The organism is Pseudoflavonifractor sp. 524-17, assembly GCF_009935845.1.
Classification (GTDB): Bacteria; Bacillota; Clostridia; order Oscillospirales; family Oscillospiraceae; genus Pseudoflavonifractor_A.
The window spans coordinates 1-16,479 of the sequence record NZ_QWEK01000023.1 but is presented as its reverse complement, the minus strand read 5'-3'; the positions used below and the strand labels follow the sequence as shown (position 1 = coordinate 16,479).

The 16,479-nt window shown below is 59.1% G+C and carries 16 protein-coding genes and 2 tRNA genes; 13 read left to right on the top strand and 5 right to left on the bottom strand.

Going from position 1 to position 16,479, the window contains the following annotated elements; all coding sequences use genetic code 11:
- Nucleotides 1–15: 15 nt before the first annotated feature.
- The 6 genes from D1159_RS09970 to rpiB all read left to right on the top strand — a co-directional run bounded on the left by D1159_RS09970 (nucleotide 16) and on the right by rpiB (nucleotide 6,925).
- Entirely contained in the window at nucleotides 16–372 is a 357-nt protein-coding gene (locus D1159_RS09970) for a hypothetical protein (RefSeq protein ID WP_161845525.1), read from the top strand.
- 70 nt (nucleotides 373–442) lie between these two features.
- Entirely contained in the window at nucleotides 443–2,290 is a 1,848-nt protein-coding gene (gene dnaK, locus D1159_RS09965; RefSeq protein WP_161845524.1) for a molecular chaperone DnaK, read from the top strand.
- Nucleotides 2,291–2,359: 69 nt separating this feature from the next.
- Nucleotides 2,360–3,523, top strand: a complete 1,164-nt coding sequence (gene dnaJ, locus D1159_RS09960; RefSeq protein WP_161845523.1) for a molecular chaperone DnaJ — start codon at nucleotides 2,360–2,362, stop codon at nucleotides 3,521–3,523.
- 120 nt (nucleotides 3,524–3,643) lie between these two features.
- Nucleotides 3,644–5,620: a phospholipid carrier-dependent glycosyltransferase gene (locus D1159_RS09955; protein ID WP_161845522.1), complete on the top strand. Its 1,977-nt coding sequence runs from the start codon at nucleotides 3,644–3,646 to the stop codon at nucleotides 5,618–5,620.
- 15 nt (nucleotides 5,621–5,635) lie between these two features.
- Entirely contained in the window at nucleotides 5,636–6,436 is an 801-nt protein-coding gene (locus D1159_RS09950; protein WP_161845521.1) for a histidinol-phosphatase HisJ family protein, read from the top strand.
- 51 nt (nucleotides 6,437–6,487) lie between these two features.
- Nucleotides 6,488–6,925, top strand: coding sequence for a ribose 5-phosphate isomerase B (rpiB, locus tag D1159_RS09945; RefSeq protein WP_161845520.1), 438 nt, complete (start codon nucleotides 6,488–6,490; stop codon nucleotides 6,923–6,925).
- Between the two features lie 95 nt (nucleotides 6,926–7,020).
- Here rpiB and D1159_RS09940 read toward each other — a convergent pair whose 3' ends face one another.
- The 4 genes from D1159_RS09940 to D1159_RS09925 are packed head-to-tail and all read right to left on the bottom strand — an operon-like array spanning nucleotide 7,021 to nucleotide 10,573.
- Nucleotides 7,021–8,682, bottom strand: a complete 1,662-nt coding sequence (locus D1159_RS09940) for a HAMP domain-containing sensor histidine kinase (protein WP_243152219.1) — start codon at nucleotides 8,680–8,682, stop codon at nucleotides 7,021–7,023.
- Between the two features lie 41 nt (nucleotides 8,683–8,723).
- The gene (locus D1159_RS09935) at nucleotides 8,724–9,221 is read right to left on the bottom strand and encodes a hypothetical protein (RefSeq protein ID WP_161845519.1); all 498 of its coding nucleotides are present in this window, start codon (nucleotides 9,219–9,221) and stop codon (nucleotides 8,724–8,726) included.
- 44 nt (nucleotides 9,222–9,265) lie between these two features.
- A complete protein-coding gene (locus D1159_RS09930; RefSeq protein WP_161845518.1) occupies nucleotides 9,266–9,949 on the bottom strand; it encodes a response regulator transcription factor in 684 nt (227 codons plus the stop codon).
- A 12-nt stretch (nucleotides 9,950–9,961) separates the two neighbouring features.
- Nucleotides 9,962–10,573 (bottom strand): ubiquitin, encoded by a 612-nt coding sequence (locus D1159_RS09925; protein ID WP_161845517.1) that lies wholly within the window; start codon nucleotides 10,571–10,573, stop codon nucleotides 9,962–9,964.
- 750 nt (nucleotides 10,574–11,323) lie between these two features.
- Between D1159_RS09925 and D1159_RS09920 the strand changes: the two genes are divergently transcribed.
- The 7 genes from D1159_RS09920 to D1159_RS09890 all read left to right on the top strand — a co-directional run bounded on the left by D1159_RS09920 (nucleotide 11,324) and on the right by D1159_RS09890 (nucleotide 15,692).
- Nucleotides 11,324–11,412: transfer RNA gene (locus D1159_RS09920), tRNA-Leu, on the top strand.
- Between the two features lie 3 nt (nucleotides 11,413–11,415).
- A tRNA-Met gene (locus D1159_RS09915) sits at nucleotides 11,416–11,492 on the top strand.
- An 88-nt stretch (nucleotides 11,493–11,580) separates the two neighbouring features.
- On the top strand, nucleotides 11,581–12,093 hold the full coding sequence (locus D1159_RS09910) for a hypothetical protein (protein WP_161845516.1): 513 nt from the start codon (nucleotides 11,581–11,583) through the stop codon (nucleotides 12,091–12,093).
- Between the two features lies 1 nt (nucleotide 12,094).
- Nucleotides 12,095–12,574 (top strand): (2Fe-2S)-binding protein, encoded by a 480-nt coding sequence (locus D1159_RS09905; RefSeq protein ID WP_161845515.1) that lies wholly within the window; start codon nucleotides 12,095–12,097, stop codon nucleotides 12,572–12,574.
- Between the two features lie 8 nt (nucleotides 12,575–12,582).
- Nucleotides 12,583–12,957, top strand: coding sequence for a hypothetical protein (locus D1159_RS09900; protein ID WP_161845514.1), 375 nt, complete (start codon nucleotides 12,583–12,585; stop codon nucleotides 12,955–12,957).
- On the top strand, nucleotides 12,921–14,528 hold the full coding sequence (locus tag D1159_RS09895; RefSeq protein WP_161845513.1) for a molybdopterin cofactor-binding domain-containing protein: 1,608 nt from the start codon (nucleotides 12,921–12,923) through the stop codon (nucleotides 14,526–14,528). Before D1159_RS09900 ends, D1159_RS09895 begins: the two co-directional genes overlap by 37 nt.
- A 252-nt stretch (nucleotides 14,529–14,780) precedes the next feature.
- Nucleotides 14,781–15,692 (top strand): tyrosine-type recombinase/integrase, encoded by a 912-nt coding sequence (locus tag D1159_RS09890; RefSeq protein WP_347563673.1) that lies wholly within the window; start codon nucleotides 14,781–14,783, stop codon nucleotides 15,690–15,692.
- A gap of 310 nt (nucleotides 15,693–16,002) precedes the next feature.
- On the opposite strand, the gene D1159_RS09885 is transcribed toward D1159_RS09890, so the two are convergent.
- The gene (locus D1159_RS09885) at nucleotides 16,003–16,290 is read right to left on the bottom strand and encodes a hypothetical protein (protein ID WP_161845511.1); all 288 of its coding nucleotides are present in this window, start codon (nucleotides 16,288–16,290) and stop codon (nucleotides 16,003–16,005) included.
- Nucleotides 16,291–16,479: the final 189 nt, after the last annotated feature.

Below are 16,479 nucleotides of genomic sequence, written 5' to 3'. Positions count from 1 at the left end.
GAAAGGGGTGCCGGTATGGAGCAGCAGCTTCCAATTTATTTTACCAAACGGGGCAGGGGCTGGAGAAATACCCAGCGGCTTGTAACCCTGCGGTATAAAAAAGACGGTAAAAAGATTCATACGTTCCAGCTGCAGGACTGCCACTTGAAGCGGGGCTCGTTCTCCATCCAGGGCCAGCGGGCCAACGGCTACTATATTGACCAGGACACCGGAGAGCTGGTCCGGATCACCAACCTGACCGGGGCGAAAAAGGGGGAGCTGCGCAAGCGGTGCCCCAAGTGCAAAAGAAAGAAGCCTCTGTCCCAATTTGACAAGAGCGGCCGCCGCACGGATATGCAGCGGGATCAGAGCCGGTGCTGCAAGTGCCGGTAAGGCGCGCCCCGCGTTTTCCCCATTTTCTTTGTAAAAACATAAATTTCTATATTTTGGGAGGAATTCTGTTATGTCTAAGATTATTGGCATTGATTTGGGTACCACCAATTCCTGCGTTGCGGTGATGGAGGGCGGCGAGGCCGTGGTCATCCCCAACGCGGAGGGCAACCGGACCACCCCCTCTGTGGTGGCCTTCTCCAAGGACGGGGAGCGCATGGTGGGCCAGGTGGCCAAGCGCCAGGCCATCACCAATCCCGACCGCACCGTCATCTCCATCAAGCGGGAGATGGGCAGCAACTACAAGGTAGGCATCGACGGCAAAAACTATACCCCCCAGGAGATCAGCGCCATGATCCTCCAGAAGCTGAAGGCGGACGCCGAGGCCTATCTGGGCCAGACTGTCACCGAGGCCGTGATCACTGTCCCCGCCTACTTTACTGACGCCCAGCGCCAGGCCACCAAGGACGCCGGCAAAATTGCCGGCCTGGAGGTCAAGCGCATCATCAACGAGCCCACCGCCGCCGCCGTGGCCTACGGCGTGGACAAGGAAGAGGCTCAGAAGGTCATGGTCTACGACCTGGGCGGCGGCACCTTCGACGTGTCCATTCTGGACATTGACGACGGCGTGATCGAGGTGCTGGCCACCGCCGGCAACAACCGCCTGGGCGGCGATGACTTTGACAAGTGCGTCATGGACTGGATGGCGGACGAGTTCAAGAAGAGCGAGGGCGTGGACCTCACCGGCGATAAGGTGGCCATGCAGCGCCTGAAGGAGGCCGCGGAGAAGGCTAAGATTGAGCTGTCCGGCGTGATGTCCACCAGCATCAACCTGCCCTATATCACCGCCGACGCCACCGGCCCCAAGCATATGGACCTGACGCTGACCCGGGCCAAGTTCGACCAGCTCACCGCCCATCTGGTGGAGGCCACCATGGGCCCCGTGCGCCAGGCCATGAGCGACGCCGGCCTGTCCGCCAGCCAGCTGCACAAGGTACTGCTGGTGGGCGGCTCCAGCCGTATCCCCGCCGTACAGGACGCGGTGAAGAAGATTACCGGCAGCGAGGGCTTCAAGGGCATCAACCCCGACGAGTGCGTGGCTATGGGCGCGGCGCTCCAGGGCGGCGTGTTCACCGGCGACGTGAAGGACCTGCTGCTGCTGGACGTGACCCCCCTGTCCCTGGGCATTGAGACCATGGGCGGCGTGATGAACAAGCTCATTGAGCGCAACACCACCATCCCCGTGAAAAAGAGCCAGATCTACACCACCGCCGCCGACAACCAGACCAGCGTGGAGGTCCACGTGCTCCAGGGCGAGCGGGATATGGCCCAGTACAACAAGACTTTGGGCCGGTTCAACCTGGACGGCATCGCCCCCGCCCGCCGGGGCGTCCCCCAGATTGAGGTCACCTTTGACATCGACGCCAACGGCATCGTAAACGTCTCCGCCAAGGACCTGGGCACCGGCAAGGAGCAGCATATTACCATCACCTCCTCCACCAATATGTCCAAGGAGGACATCGACAAGGCCGTCAAGGAGGCGGAGCAGTTCGCCGCTGAGGACGCCAAGCGCAAGGAAGAGGTAGATGTGCGCAACCAGGGCGACCAGGTGGTCTACCAGACAGAAAAGGCTCTGGAGGACATGGGGGACAAGATCGACGCCGGCGACAAGGCCACGGTAGAGGGCGCCATCCAGAAGCTGAAGGACGCCCTGAAGGGCAGCGATATCGAGGCCATCAAGACCGCCACGGAGGAGGCCAGCAAGGCGTTCTACCCCATCGCCGAGAAGATGTACGCCCAGAACGGCCAGCAGCAGGGCGGCCCCGATATGGGCGGCGCCGCCCAGGACAGCGGCAGCGGTGATTCCGGCGACCCCAACGTGGTGGACGCCGACTACACCGTAGTGGACGACGACAAATAAGGATCAGAAACGGTAAAAGGGCGGGGCCTGCGGCCCCGCCGCTTTCCGCGCAAAGAGGTGAGGACATATATGCCTGAACAGAAACGAGATTACTACGAGGTCCTGGGCGTAAGCAAGGGGGCCACAGATGACGAGCTGAAAAAGGCCTACCGGAAACTGGCCAAGCAGTACCATCCGGACCTGAACCCGGACGACAAGACGGCAGAGGCCCGGTTCAAAGAGGTAAACGAGGCCTATGAGGTGCTGTCGGATAAGGAAAAACGGGGCCGCTACGACCAGTTCGGCCACGCAGGGGTGGACCCCAACTTCAACCCCGGCGGCGGGTTCGGCGGGTTCGATATGGGGGATATCGACCTGGGCGATATTTTTGGCAGCTTCTTCGGCGGCGGATTTGGCGGGGGCTTCGGCGGGGGCGCCCGGCGTAACGGTCCTGTAAAGGGAGAGACCCTGCGGGCCAGCGTGACCATCTCCTTTGAGGAGGCGGCTTTCGGCTGTGAAAAGGAGATCAGCCTCACCCGCAGCGAGCCCTGTGAGGCATGCAAGGGCTCAGGCTGCGCCCCCGGCACCACGGCGGAGACCTGTCCCGACTGCCGGGGCAGCGGCGTGGTGCGGATTCAGCGGGGCGGCGGCGCGTTCTCCTTTGCCACCCAGGTCCAGTGCCCCAAGTGCAGCGGAACGGGCAAGCTGATCCACACCCCCTGTAAGAGCTGCAACGGAGCCGGCGCGGTGCGCAAGCAGCGGAAGATCACCGTAAAAATCCCCGCTGGCATCGACAACGGCCAGGCTATCTCCCTGCGGGGACAGGGGGGCGCCGGCAAGAACGGCGGACCCGCCGGAGATCTGGTGATTGGCGTCACCGTGAAGCCCCATGCCCAGTTTAAGCGGGACGGGGTCCATGTCTACCTGGACCAGAAGGTCTCCTTCCTCCAGGCCACGCTGGGGGCGGAGCTGGAGATCCCCACCATCGACGGCAAGGTGAAGTGGACCCTGCCGGAAGGCACTCAGCCCGGCGCCACCTTCCGCCTGAAGGGGAAGGGCATCCCCGCCGTCAATGGCCGGGGCCGGGGCGATCAGTACGTCACCGTGCTGGTAGAGGTCCCCCGGGGCCTGTCCCAAAGCCAGAAGGAGGCCCTGCGCGGCTTTGGCCGGGCTATGGGTGAGCTCCCCGACAGCGGCGTGACAGGGGAAGATGGCCTGAAAGGATTTTTTGACAAACGCAAGAAAAAGAAATAAAATAGGGGATGGAACCTGAGCGCTGTCCAGACGTCTGAAAAGGGACAGACAGAGGGATCCATCCCTTTTCGTCTGTGCAATGCGGAGGTATCCGCCAGTTTTGAATCACCGGAGGTCCCTATGGCAAATTATCTGTCCTATTTGTCCCCTACGCTGCTGCTCCCCTTGGCGCTGCTGACGGTTTTACTGTTCTTTTTTGTCCACTACTGGCAGCTGGCTCTGGGACCCAAGAGTATCCACGAGCGTATCCTGCGCCACAACGGAACGCCGGTGGAACGTCACCGGGGGAAATTTACCTTTGCGGGAACCTGCCACCCCATGGAGCGGCTGGACTTGGTGTGGGTGCTGGTGCTGACGGCGGTTTACGCAGCCACTGCCTTCTTTCAGCTGGGGTCCCTGCGCAATCCCCAGTCCTTTCAGGATTTTTCCACCCGGCAGCCGGTGGAGCTCACCCTGTCCCAGCCGGTGATTGTGTCCAAGCTGATGTACTACCCTGGACTGGGCACCGGGGATTATAATGTGGAGCTGTCTGCGGACGGCCAGCACTGGTCCACCCTCTGGGCCCGGAAGGACGAAAACGGCGGGGTAACGGGGTACTACTGGGCGGATGCCCAGGGATACGACCCCAGCTACGCCCTGCCCCAGCACTATGTGGACCTGTTCAAATGGCTGGAAATTACGCCGGAAAACGCCATTGAGGTTCAGTTTATCCGCATTACCGGCCGGGCGGACCGCACCCCTATGGAGCTGGGGGAGCTGGCTCTCTATGGTCAGGACGGCGGGCGGCTGGACATGGGCGCTCTGCTGGCGGAGCCGTCCCCCCTCTTTGACGAGCAGGACACAGTGCCTGAGGCGCCCTACTGGACCAACTCCACCTATTTTGACGAGATCTACCATGCCCGCACCGCCTATGAGCATGTGCGCGGGGCGGCGCCTTATGAAATTTCTCACCCCCCTCTGGGCAAACTGATTCTGAGCATAGGCATCCAGCTCTTCGGCATGACCCCCTTTGGCTGGCGGTTTATGGGGGTGCTGTTCGGCGTGCTGATGCTGCCGGTGCTCTATGTATTTCTGAAAAATCTCTTTGGCCGGACGGGCACGGCGGTGTGCGGCACGGCTTTCTTTGCTTTCGACTTCATGCACCTGACCCAGACCCGCATCGCCACCATCGATACCTACGGCGTTTTCTTTATCCTGCTCATGTACTGGCTCATGTACCGGTACCTCGCCCTGCCGGCGGGGACCTCCTTTGCCAAGGGGGCGGTGTGGCTCTTCCTGTCCGGGCTGGCCTGGGGAGTAGGAACGGCCAGCAAGTGGACGGTGATTTACGGCGGCGCGGGGCTGGCTCTGCTCTACTTCCTGGGCCTGTGGTTCAAAATTCGGGACTGGCCCCGGGACAATGAGGGGAACCGGCGGGAGCGGCTGGGGCCCTGGCTGTGGAAGACGCTGGCCTTCTCGGTACTGTGCTTTGTCCTTATTCCGGCGTGCATCTACGTGCTGTCCTACCTGCCCTATGCCGCGGCAAAAGGAACGCCCTCCCTGTCCGCGGCCTTTCAGGAGATGTGGGACAACCAGCTCTATATGTTCAACTACCACAAAGGGGTGCATGACGTCCACCCCTATGAGTCCCGCTGGTATCAGTGGGTGGTGGACGCCCGGCCGATTCTGTACTACCTCAACTACAACGTAGGACCCAATCTGAAATCCGCCTTTGCCGCTTTTTCCAACCCGGTGGTATGCTGGGGGGGCCTGCTGGCTGTCCTGTCTGTGGCGGTGCAGGGGGTGCGGCGGCGGTGCGGAAAGGCGCTGTTTATTCTCATCGCCTATCTGGCCCAGCTGGCGCCCTGGTTCTTTATCACCCGCACGACCTTTGCCTACCACTACTTCCCCTCTATTTTGTTCCTCTGCGTGGCCCTTGCTTATGTATGTAATGACTTTCTGGAGCTGGCGCCCCCCAGGGCCCGGCGGGAGGTATACAGTCTGGCGGTGTTGGCGGCAGTGGTGTACGGGGCCTTTTATCCGGTGCTCACCGGCCTGGCGGTTCCCCGGTGGTACACCACAAATGTGCTCCAGTGGCTGCCCTCCTGGCCCCTTTGATTTGGAGTGTGAATTATGTACTATATTGACTACCATACCCACAGCGTCCTCTCCCCGGACAGCGAGGCTCCCCTGGCGGACATGGCCCAGGGGGCGGTCCAGGCGGGGCTGGCCGAGCTGTGCGTGACTGACCACTATGACCGGCTGACCGAGGAGGGGGACTTCGCCCCCGGCTATGACTGGGCCCCGGCGTTGGCTCAGTACCAGGCGGTCCAGGACAGCTTGGGCGGGAAGCTGAACGTGAAGCTGGGCATTGAGTATGGCGGCGCCCCATTTGACCCGGCGTACGCCAAAGAGATAACCAGTCTGCCGGAGCTGGATTTCGTCATCGGCTCCCTCCACAACCTCAGCCCCCAGCAGGGGGGGCGGGACTTCTTCTTCCTGGACTACCAGGACCGGCAGGTGTGCCGCCGGGTGCTGGACGACTACTTTGCCTCCATGGCGGAGCTGGCGGAGCTGGCGGAGACCTATGACATTTTGGGTCACGTCATCTATCCCCTGCGCTATATGCCCCAGGATGTGGCCATCGATCCCTACCTGGAGCGGATTGACGCCATTTTGAAGCGGGTGGCGGAGGCCGGACGGGGCATGGAGGTCAATACCTACTGCGGCCGGACCATCCAGCCCTGGCGTCCGGTGCTGGAGCGCTTCCGGGCCCACGGGGGAGAGTTGGTGACGGTGGGTTCCGACGCCCACGCCCCTCAGATGGTGGGCCGGGGCATCCCGGAGGCTTATGCCCTGCTGGCTGAACTGGGCTTCCGGTATGTAGCGGTCTACGAGAAGCGCAGGCCGGGGTTCATTCCCATCATCCCGTAAGACACCAGGAAGTTTGACAACAAAGGGCATTATATTAGGAGGTTATGTCGGATGAGAATCGCAATTGGCAGCGACCACGGCGGTTTTGCCTTAAAGGAGCACATCAAAACCTGGCTGACGGACCACGGCTATGAGGTGGAGGACTGCGGCTGTCACTCTGCGGAGAGCGTGGACTACCCCGTCTACGGAAAGGCGGCCGCCCTGGCAGTGGCGGAGGGCCGGTGTGAGCGGGGGATTGTGGTGTGTACCACCGGAATTGGCATCTCCATCTGCGCCAACAAGGTGAAGGGAATCCGGTGCGCCCTGTGCTCCGAGCCCCTGTCCGCCGAGATGACCCGCCGCCACAACGACGCCAATATGCTGGCCCTGGGGGGCGGCATGGTGGGCCGGAATCTGGCGGAGCGCATTGTGGAGGCCTTCCTTACCACCCAGTTCGAGGGGGGCCGCCACCAGCGGCGGGTGGACCTGATCGGAGACATTGAGGCATAAAAGGTCAGAGGCATAAAAGGTCAAAAGAATACAGTTTGGAGTAAAAAATCCCCGCCGATCCGGAATTCAAACTCGGATCGGCGGGGATTCTGTTGTTACGCACTGCGGGGCGGGGCGGCGTCTTCAGGGAGATCCGCCCCGGCGGGACAGTCCAGAGGAAAGACAACCGCCATGCGGGTGCCCACGCCCTCCCAAGAGGTGACCTCAAACCAGCCGCCGTGGCGCTCTACAATCCACCGGGCGATGGCCAGGCCAAGGCCGGTGCCGCCAGTCTGGCGGGTGCGGGACTCGTCGGTGCGGTAGAATCGGTCAAAAATATGGGGAAGAGAGGCGGCATCGATGCCCTGACCCTCGTCCTGGACGGTGAGCCGGGCGGAGTTCCCCTCCGACTTCACCGAGAGGGTGATCCTCCCGTCCGCCGGAGTGTATTTGATGGCGTTGTCCACCAGAATGCGAAGGGCCTGCTTAGTGAGGCCCACGTCCGCCCGGATGGGGACGGCCCCCTCCCACTGGGCGGCGAACACATGGGTGCGGTCGATCATCTCAGTCTCCCGCAGTACCTCGGCGGCCATTTCAGTAAGGTCGAACAGCTCCATTTCAATGTGCATGGAGTCGTTGTCCCCCCGGGCCAGGAAGAGCAGCTGCTCCACCAGCTCCTTCATGGCGCCGGCCTCCCCCTGGATGGCGTCAATGGCCTCCTGCCGGGTGGCAGGATCGTCCTTGCCCCAGCGGTTGAGCAGGTTGGCATAGCCCTGAATGACCGCAATGGGGGTGCGCAGCTCGTGGCTGGCGTCGGAGACGAAGCGCATCTGGGAATGGTACGCCTCATTGATCCGGTCCAGCATGGCGTTGATGGCCTGGGCCAGCGTTTGCAGCTCCTTCTGGGTGCCGGGGACAGAGATGCGGGTGTCCAGATGGGTGGCGTTGATCTCATCCAGCTTCCCCGCCAGGGCCCGCAGCTCCTCCGGGGACATGGTCCCGGGATGGCCCAGCCGGTTGGCGGCGGCGGCCAGCTCCTGAATGGGCTTGAGGGTCTTGCGGATAGTACCTGCGTTTTTAAAGAGGTTGCACACCAGAGAGAGGAGCTGGCAGATCATTAAAATCCGCAGGGCCAGCAGGAAGAGGGATACAGGCCAGTGGATGTTCAGCCAAATGGCATAGGGCGCGCCGCCGGAGGTAGTAAGCTCCACAATATAGAGGGTGTGGTTCTGCCGCTCCGCCCGGGGAGAATCCAGAAGGGGCGCGTCCTCTGTGACAGGCTGCTCTACCCAGCCGTAGGAGACGGCGCCCTCCTCCAGAAAAGTGACCAGATCGAAGGTGTGCTCCGTGTCCAGGACGCTCCAGGCCACGTCCGGCTCCTGAGCGGCCTGCCGGTCGCCGAAGAGGATGTGCCCCCCCAGGCAGAGGGTGCGCCTGGCAGTGTACAGCCGCTCCGAGGGGGAGAAGCGGGAGAAGGCGCCGGTCCCTCGGGGCGCGCGATCCAACGCGGCCACGGTGTAGTCCCCCGCCTGCATCCAGACGGTGGCCTCGGCAGAAGGGACGCCCCGCCATTCCACCAGGGCCGCAATGTCGGCGCACTGGTACTCCGCCCACACCAGAATGCCCCCCAAGGCCAGCAGGGCCAGCAGGAGGTCCATCCCCACGTAGATGCGCAGCAGGCGGAAGAACAGCTTGGTGTTCAGCCGGGTGACAATGGAGGACTTCAGGCGGCTGAGGGGCTTTTGAGGGTTGGAAGAATCGTTTTTTTGTTTCGCCATAGGATCACCTGCCAAAATAGGTGTATGAGTAAGCGTCAGGGTTAACGCTGTTGGTCCAGCCAGTCCAGGACGGAGGAGAGCTGTTCCTCCGACATCCAGCTGCCGCCGGAGCGGAATGCCTCCTGCATGGCCCGCTGCTCCTGCGTCTCAGCGGGGGCGCGGAGGACGGAACGGGTCATAGGCGCCATCATCAGCCGGTAAATTCCCCGCAGACGCTCCGGGGCATAGCCGCCCCGGAGGTAGAAAAAGGGGTGTTCCCCCAGATTGTTGTCCTGAATCAGCTTTGCCGTGTTCTCCGGCTTGTACTCAGCCATGCCCACGGCGCAGACGGCCTGGACGCTCCAGCGCCGCCGGGCCTTGGCCAGGCCGCGGATCCGCCCGGCGCACAGCCAGCCCAGGAACAGAATACTGGTACCGGCGGGGGGCTGTTCGCCGGAGGCCAGATCATAGGATGGGATGCCGGAGGCCCGGGCCAGCATCCCGGCGTACCGGGCGGTAAAGCCGGTGTGAGAGGTATAGACAATCGCGGAAGGCGCCATGGGGGAACACTCCTTTGCGGTAAGATGAGATCAGCGGCGGGACGTCAGTCCTCCCGGATGACATAGCCCACGCCCCGGACGGTGTGGATATGCTTTTCGCCAAAGGGCTCCTCCAGCTTTGCCCGGAGGAAGCGGATGTACACATCCACGGCGTTGGTCTCCCCCACGTAGTCAAAGCCCCACACGTTGTCCAGCAGGGACTCCCGGGAGATGACCTTCTCCTTGTTCTCCAGCAGGTAGCGCAGCAGATCGAACTCCCGGCGGGTGAGCTCCACCGGGGCGCCCTTGACGGTGACGGCGTGGCGGTCGGTGTCCATCACCAGATGGCCCGCGGACAGGGTGTTGGCGGGCCGGGCGGCGGGGGCGGACTGCTTGCGCAGGGCCACCCGGATGCGGGCCAGCAGCTCTTCAATGGCGAAGGGCTTTGTAATATAGTCGTCCGCCCCGGAATCCAGACCGGACACCTTATCCACCACAGTGTCCCGGGCGGTAAGCATAATGACAGGCACCTGGCTCTCCCGCCGCAGGCGGCGCAGCACCTCCATCCCGGACAGCAGGGGGAGCATAATGTCCAGCAGAATCAGGTCATACCGGCCAGAGAGGGCCTTCTCCAGCCCGTCCCGGCCGTCGAAGGATTTTTCTACCTCATAGCCCTCATAGCGCAGCTCCAGCTCCACCATTCGGGCCAGCTTTTCCTCATCCTCTATCAGCAGAATCTGTTCCGCCATGATCTCTCCTCCTTATGGGGTGGGCTTCTTTTGTTTGGAATTGCGGTGCTTGTCCTGGTACTCCCGCTTTACTGTTTCCTTCCAGTCGTCCACAGTGTCGGACACGGTGTCCATCACCTGGTTGAGCTCCTTCCGGCCCACGTCCGGGCCGGTGAAATGGTAGCGGTACCCCAAAAAGAGCCCCAAAATCAGCAGGGGGACGGCGATCCAGAAGATACACAGCAGGGCGATGAGCAGAATCAGAATGGGCATGGAAGTAACATACCGGCCGCCCCGCCACAGCTCCAGCCGGTTGCGGGTGCTGGGCTTGAGGACAGTGACGCTGGTGCGGGCGGCAGCCTTCACCGGCTCCCAGAACGTGTCAGAGCCCCGCCCGCCGGAGCCCCCCGCCTTCTCCCAAGCCCCGGTGGGAACACCAGCGCAGCTGTCGGGGGGCTGCGTCTGCCCGCCGGGCCGGGTGGTATAGCTTCCGCCCCGGCCGGCCCGGGTTTTGCCCTGACGCTCCAGCATAATCAGGGCGTCCAGCAGATCCCCTTTGCTGTATTCCAGGGCGGCCCTGGCTTCCTCGTAGGTGACGTCGGCTTTTTGACGCAGCTGCTCCACCTGTTCCAGCGTAATTTCCATAATGAAAGCTCCTTTCGCCGGGGTTGTCTGTACGGTCATTATACCGCAGAAAACCGGCTGAGGCATTTAGGATTTCTTAAAATGCAATTAAAAATGATCAGGCAGGAGATTCCTGGCGTCAAACGATGGGGGAAAAGAACCGCTGCAAAAAGCACTATTGGAGAGGACCACTCCTCCCTAACAGTGCCCTGGGCCGCGCTATTTGGCGCACTTTGCGTGGGACAGTGTGCTTTTGAAATAGATACCGCCTTGCAGTTGGGGTTATATTGGAATTCTGTTCACATATGCGGCAGACGGCCCCAATTGTAAGCGGAACGTTATTTTCCCCTGGCTGTTTACAGCAAACCGGGCTGACATCCGGGTTTTCTTTCAGCCCGTCAACGTATAAATCAATGCCACAGACGTTTGCGGTAAAGATGACGGACAACTATCCGAAGGGTAATTGCCGTCCTAAGTGGTTTTCCCATTTAAAACACTCCCGAAAATGATTTGAAACAGGGCGCACCCTGGTCCTGTCTTTGGCAGCATGGACAGCAAGGCGCCGGTGCTCTGCCTTTGGTCAGCTATATGATACCTCTCATAAAAGAAAAGGTCAAGCAAGAGGCAGACGGGACAACAAAAGGAACCGCGGCAAACATGGGCGAAAAAAATAATAACGCAAAAGTTGAAATTTATGCTTGACAAACCCTTGACGCTGTGGTATGCTGTCTAAGTATTCAAGAGAACGGAGCGCGGCATGAGGGCGGATATGCCGGAGTGGCGGAATTGGCAGACGCCCGGGACTTAAAATCCTGTGGGACTTTTTTCCCGTGCCGGTTCGACCCCGGTCTCCGGCACCATATCGCGGGATAGAGCAGTTTGGTAGCTCGTCGGGCTCATAACCCGGAGGTCGTAGGTTCAAATCCTACTCCCGCAACCAGTAAAACAGCCGATTTCTATAAGAAATCGGCTGTTTTTATAACTTTTGGCAGATATTCAGATGAATGGTTTTTAGGTTTGTGGCATTTTTGTGGCACTCACTCCAAAAAAGTGGCATTCTCGGCGTTGCTGGCTGGTCTGGCAACGCCTATTTTTATGCCAACGGACCGCGCACCATCCCTGTCAGCGAGATCATTGTCAAGCCCGGCAAAACCGCCCTGGCCGCCAATGAGATTATTACAGAGGTCTTTTTCTCCTCGGTGGCTTCCATGCGCACTACCTTTGTCAAGCTGGGCCGGAGAAAGGCCCTGTCCATCTCCCGGATGAATGTGGCCGTGGTGGCGCATCAGGACGCCCAGGGAACGGTGAACCACATCCGTCTGGCCCCCGGCTGTGTCTTTGCCACGCCGGAGCGCGCCAAACAGGCCGAGTCCGTACTGCTGGGCAAGAAGCCGGACGCCGCCCTGATTGGCGCCGCCGCCAAAGCGGTGGCCGGCGAGATGATCGAGCGCACCGGGGTGCGCTGGTCCACAGAGTACAAGCAGCCCGTGATTACCGCTCTGGTCCGCCGGGCGCTGGAAGAAGTGTTGGAGGTTGGTTAATATGGAACTGGTATCTGTACATATGACCGTCAATGGCCAGCCGGTCGAGCTTCAGGTGAAGCCCTACGCCCGTCTGCTGGACGTGCTGCGGGAGGACCTGGGCCTCACCGGCACCAAAGAGGGCTGCGGCGTGGGCGAGTGCGGCGCCTGCACCGTGCTGGTGGATGGAGAAAACGTGAACTCCTGCCTGGTGCTGGCCTCCTCTATGGAGGGCAAATCTATCCAGACCGTGGAGGGCATCTCCGCCGACGAATCCCTCCACCCTATTCAGCAGGCGTTTCTGGACCATCACGCCCTTCAGTGCGGCTTCTGCACTCCCGGTCTGGTGATGTCCGTAAAATCCCTTCTGGATCGCAATCCCAACCCCACCCGCGAGGAGATTAAGACGGCTATCTCGGGAAATCTGTGCCGCTGTACCGGCTATCAGCAGGTTATCGAGGCCGCCGAAGACGCCGCCCGTGTGATGCGGGGAGAAAATTGAGGTAAACAATGACGAACAACCGGATCGACGTACTGGAGAAAGTGCTGGATAAGGCCAAGTATGTCAACGATCTGCGCTTTCCCGACGCGCTTCATGGCGCTGTGGTCCGTTGCCCGTATCCACACGCAAGAGTAATTTCCATTGATGACTCCGCCGCCAAGTGCGCGGAGGGCGTGGCTATGGTAGTCGCCGCTACATTGGAGCAGGCCCGGGAGGCGGCAAAGCTGGTCCGGGTGGAGTATGAGGAGCTTCCCGCCGTCACCAGGAGGAGGCGCTCAAGCCGGGCGCTCCCCAGCTCCAGCCCAATGGTAACGTTCTGTGCCACTATCAGACAGGAAAGGGAGATGTGGAGGCCGGCTTTGCCGCCGCCGACCACATTTTAGTCCGGGATTACACCACACAGCGGCAGGAGCGCATGCCCATCGAGCCGGAGGCCGTGGTGGCGGTGCCGGAGTTCCAGTCTATGGTGGTCTGTGCCCCCACCAACAGTGCCTATAATGTCCGCCAGACCGTCTGCGAGACTTTGGGCCTGCCGGAAAACCAGGTAAGTCTGCGCATTCCCACCATTGGCGGCTCCTTCGGCGGCAAAAACTACGATTTGGCGGTCATGGCTTCCCGCGCGGCAGTGGCGGCGGTTGTGACAGGAAAGCTGGTGCGGCTGGTCTGTACGCGGGAGGAATCCATCCTGGAGGGCACCAAACGCCACCCCTACCGCTGCCATTACAAAGTAGGCTATAAAAATGACGGTACCTTGACCGCCATTCAGGTTACGATTCTGGGGGACAGCGGGGCCTATACCTCCAAGTCCCACCCGGTGGCCACCCGCTCCGCCATTGAGTCCTGCGGACCCTATGTGGTCCCCAACACTCACACGGATCTGACCTTTGCCTATACCAACAATCTCTACTCCGACTCCATGCGGGGCTTCGGCTCCCCCCAGGTGGACTTCTCCTGTGAGCTGATAATGGACGAAGTCGCCCGGGAACTGGGTATGGATCCCATGGAATTCCGCAAAAAGAACCATATCCGGGAGAATGATATCTCCGCGGTGGGCCAGACTATGACCTGCGTCTCTCTGGACAAGTGTCTGGAGAAAGCAGATGAAGAATTTGGCTGGAACACGCGCAGAGCCCGCGCGGCGGAGAGCCGCCGCAGCAATAAGGGTCTTGGCAAAGTCCGCGGTGTGGGCATGGCCCTGCTCCACCGTGGGGAGGCTTTCGGTGCCGCCGGACAGGGCCTGGATACCTCCGCCGTATCCAGGCTCACCAACTGGGATGGGAGTATCGTCATCCTCACCAGCGTCAGCGAAGTGGGCATGGGCTGTCACACCATGCTGGTGAATGTCCTGTGCGAGACCTTGGGCGTCCACCGGGAGCGGGTGGTGGTGTGCCCTGTGGACACCAACTATGTTCCCAACAGCGGCGCCACTGTGGCCACCCGCACCACTGTAGTGGTGGGCAACGCCATGCGCAACGCCGCGCAGCAGGTGCGGGACAAGATGTCCGCTGTTGCCGCCGAGGAGCTGGGCGTCAGCGCGGACTGTCTGGAATTCCGGGATGAGAAGGTCTATGACCCGGCCCACCCTGAGAAATATGTTACTTATCTCCACCTGGTGCAGGAGCTCCACGCCCGGGCACAGAACGCCTATGGCCACGGCTGGTATGCAGTGGCCGGCCTGAAATACGACCGGGCCAACGGCAGCGGCGAGGCTTATCAGTCCTATGCCTACGGCGTATGCATGGCCGAGGTAGAGGTGGACCTGGCCGCAGGACAGGTTTCTGTAGAGAAATTTGTGGCCGCCCATGATGTAGGCCACGCCTTTGATCGGGAAGAGGTTATCGGCCAGATCAAAGGCGGCGTCTCCAGAGGGCGTTGCCATAAGAAAACATGGAGAAACCCAGTAAAATCAATGTTTTTTAAGGGCAGCGGAAAACGGGGCGGCGCAAACAAGTGAACAACAGCACAGAAAACGGGCGATGTCGGCAAGACACCGCCCGTTTCTGCGTCCCGGCCAACGCCGCAGATTTAGAAAAGCCTGCGGCGTTTTTTCATGTCCAGACACCGAAAGGAGCGGAGAACCATGCCAGTATTCCGCGTGGAGAGGAACAAAGGGTACACGGTGATGAGCAACCACCGACTAGAAAAAATATCTTAAAAAGTAGAGGAAGAAACAAAAGAATGGACTGATAACGTATGGCACAGGTTTATAACAGAAAAGAAAGCACTAGGGGCAGTACCGGAAACAATACAAACATATGAGTATGGCTATAAAAAGTTTTGTCGGTATTTTGGGGACAGGGTAGAATACATAGGCGATATTTACGGGGCCATGTTTCCAGAATGGGCGGCGGCTATGCAAGAGGAAGGATTGAGAACAAAATCAATCAATCATTATCTGATTATATTAAGGGCCTTTATGAATTGGTGCATGGAAGATAATCACAATTATCTAACAGAGCATTGCAAAATAAGGCTTGTAAGGACTAGAGAACAGGATGATACTACAAAAGAAAAAGATTACTCCGCCGAAGAAGTAAAACTATTATTGAAAAAGCCAGACAAGAAAGCTAATTTTGTTGAATGGAGAAGTTGGGCGGCTTCATGTTTTGTAATTGGAACAGGGGCAAGAATGGGAACACTTGTAGAAATACAAATGAAAGATATAGATTTGAAAGAGGGTACAGTACATTATCAGCACACAAAAAATAGAAAAGACCAAATTGTTAATTTGCCGCCGCAGTTGATAAAGGTATTAACAGACTATATAGCTATGTGGCGAACAAAGGACACAGAGCCAGAAGATTACTTATTCTGCAATATTAGCGGCGAACAAGTTTCTAAAGGGGCTTTTCGTATTGGATACGGGCAATTTACAAAGAGTAGGGGCGTAAACAGGACTAATATACATGGATTGCGGCACACATTCGCTAGAATATGGTATGAAAACGGCGGCGATGTAGTACAGCTATCAAAGGTATTAGGGCATACAACACTAAGAATGAGTGAGCATTATATGCACGTTTACGCTAACTCTGTAAAGGAACGGTTTATAGAAAACAATCCGCTTGAAAGCCTAACTAGGAGCGGGCCGAGAAAGAACGTACAAAGGAACGACTAATACACCAGACAGGGGGAACGGCCTAGCCGCTCCCCCTCTTTTTTGCTACCGCCGCCGCTGGGCCGCTTGTAAGGACCGCTAGGCGGCTTTTGTGGCGTGGGTAGTGTTGGGTATTTCCTAGGGACTAGAAACGCTCCTAGGGACTTCTATGGGCCTTGTAGGGCGTTCTATGCTATCCAGCCGCCGAACAAGTCCCGCTCCCGCTCGATGTGGCCGACTGCGCCGCCGTTGGCGGCTTGTCGGCCTTTGCTCCCGCTCCGCTGGGCGCATAAGGAAAGCGGGGGCGGCTTGCGCCGCTCCCGCTTGATTGTTATTTCTTCTTTAGGGCCGCTTGCAATTCGGCAAGGGTATCTTTCATCATGTTTGCCTTTTTGCTTGTTCCCTTTGGGGCAAGGTCAGGGAAGTATTTACGGGCGAAAGCGTTTCTAATGTCGATATAGGTTGCTTTGCGCTTGATGGGTTTTCCGTCCTTGTCCTTTGCGTCAACCTCTGTTTTGATGGTATCAATCAGCCATTGAATATCTTCATTTCCCTGCTCCATGACGTATTCCTTGATAAATTCCATCTTGATTTCCTTTAAGGTTTTCGGCGTGTCCATTGTTTATTCCCCTTTCAGATATTGTTTATTATTTTGTTGCTTGATTGTCTTGTATTATAGCGGCTAGTTTTCTATTTGTCAATAGGCAAAATACAAGGCGGCTAGTTGTGTCAATACTAGCCGCCTTATATTTATCTTATTTTGTATGTAAATGTTTCAAATTCTCCATTTTCGCAAGGAAGATAAATA

Coding starts and splice junctions, on each gene's coding strand:
- D1159_RS09970 (WP_161845525.1), top strand. CDS start 16: ATGGAGCAGCAGCTTCCAATTTATTTTACCAAACGGGGCAGGGGCTGG.
- dnaK (WP_161845524.1), top strand. CDS start 443: ATGTCTAAGATTATTGGCATTGATTTGGGTACCACCAATTCCTGCGTT.
- dnaJ (WP_161845523.1), top strand. CDS start 2,360: ATGCCTGAACAGAAACGAGATTACTACGAGGTCCTGGGCGTAAGCAAG.
- D1159_RS09955 (WP_161845522.1), top strand. CDS start 3,644: ATGGCAAATTATCTGTCCTATTTGTCCCCTACGCTGCTGCTCCCCTTG.
- D1159_RS09950 (WP_161845521.1), top strand. CDS start 5,636: ATGTACTATATTGACTACCATACCCACAGCGTCCTCTCCCCGGACAGC.
- rpiB (WP_161845520.1), top strand. CDS start 6,488: ATGAGAATCGCAATTGGCAGCGACCACGGCGGTTTTGCCTTAAAGGAG.
- D1159_RS09940 (WP_243152219.1), bottom strand. CDS start 8,682: ATGGCGAAACAAAAAAACGATTCTTCCAACCCTCAAAAGCCCCTCAGC.
- D1159_RS09935 (WP_161845519.1), bottom strand. CDS start 9,221: ATGGCGCCTTCCGCGATTGTCTATACCTCTCACACCGGCTTTACCGCC.
- D1159_RS09930 (WP_161845518.1), bottom strand. CDS start 9,949: ATGGCGGAACAGATTCTGCTGATAGAGGATGAGGAAAAGCTGGCCCGA.
- D1159_RS09925 (WP_161845517.1), bottom strand. CDS start 10,573: ATGGAAATTACGCTGGAACAGGTGGAGCAGCTGCGTCAAAAAGCCGAC.
- D1159_RS09905 (WP_161845515.1), top strand. CDS start 12,095: ATGGAACTGGTATCTGTACATATGACCGTCAATGGCCAGCCGGTCGAG.
- D1159_RS09900 (WP_161845514.1), top strand. CDS start 12,583: ATGACGAACAACCGGATCGACGTACTGGAGAAAGTGCTGGATAAGGCC.
- D1159_RS09885 (WP_161845511.1), bottom strand. CDS start 16,290: ATGGACACGCCGAAAACCTTAAAGGAAATCAAGATGGAATTTATCAAG.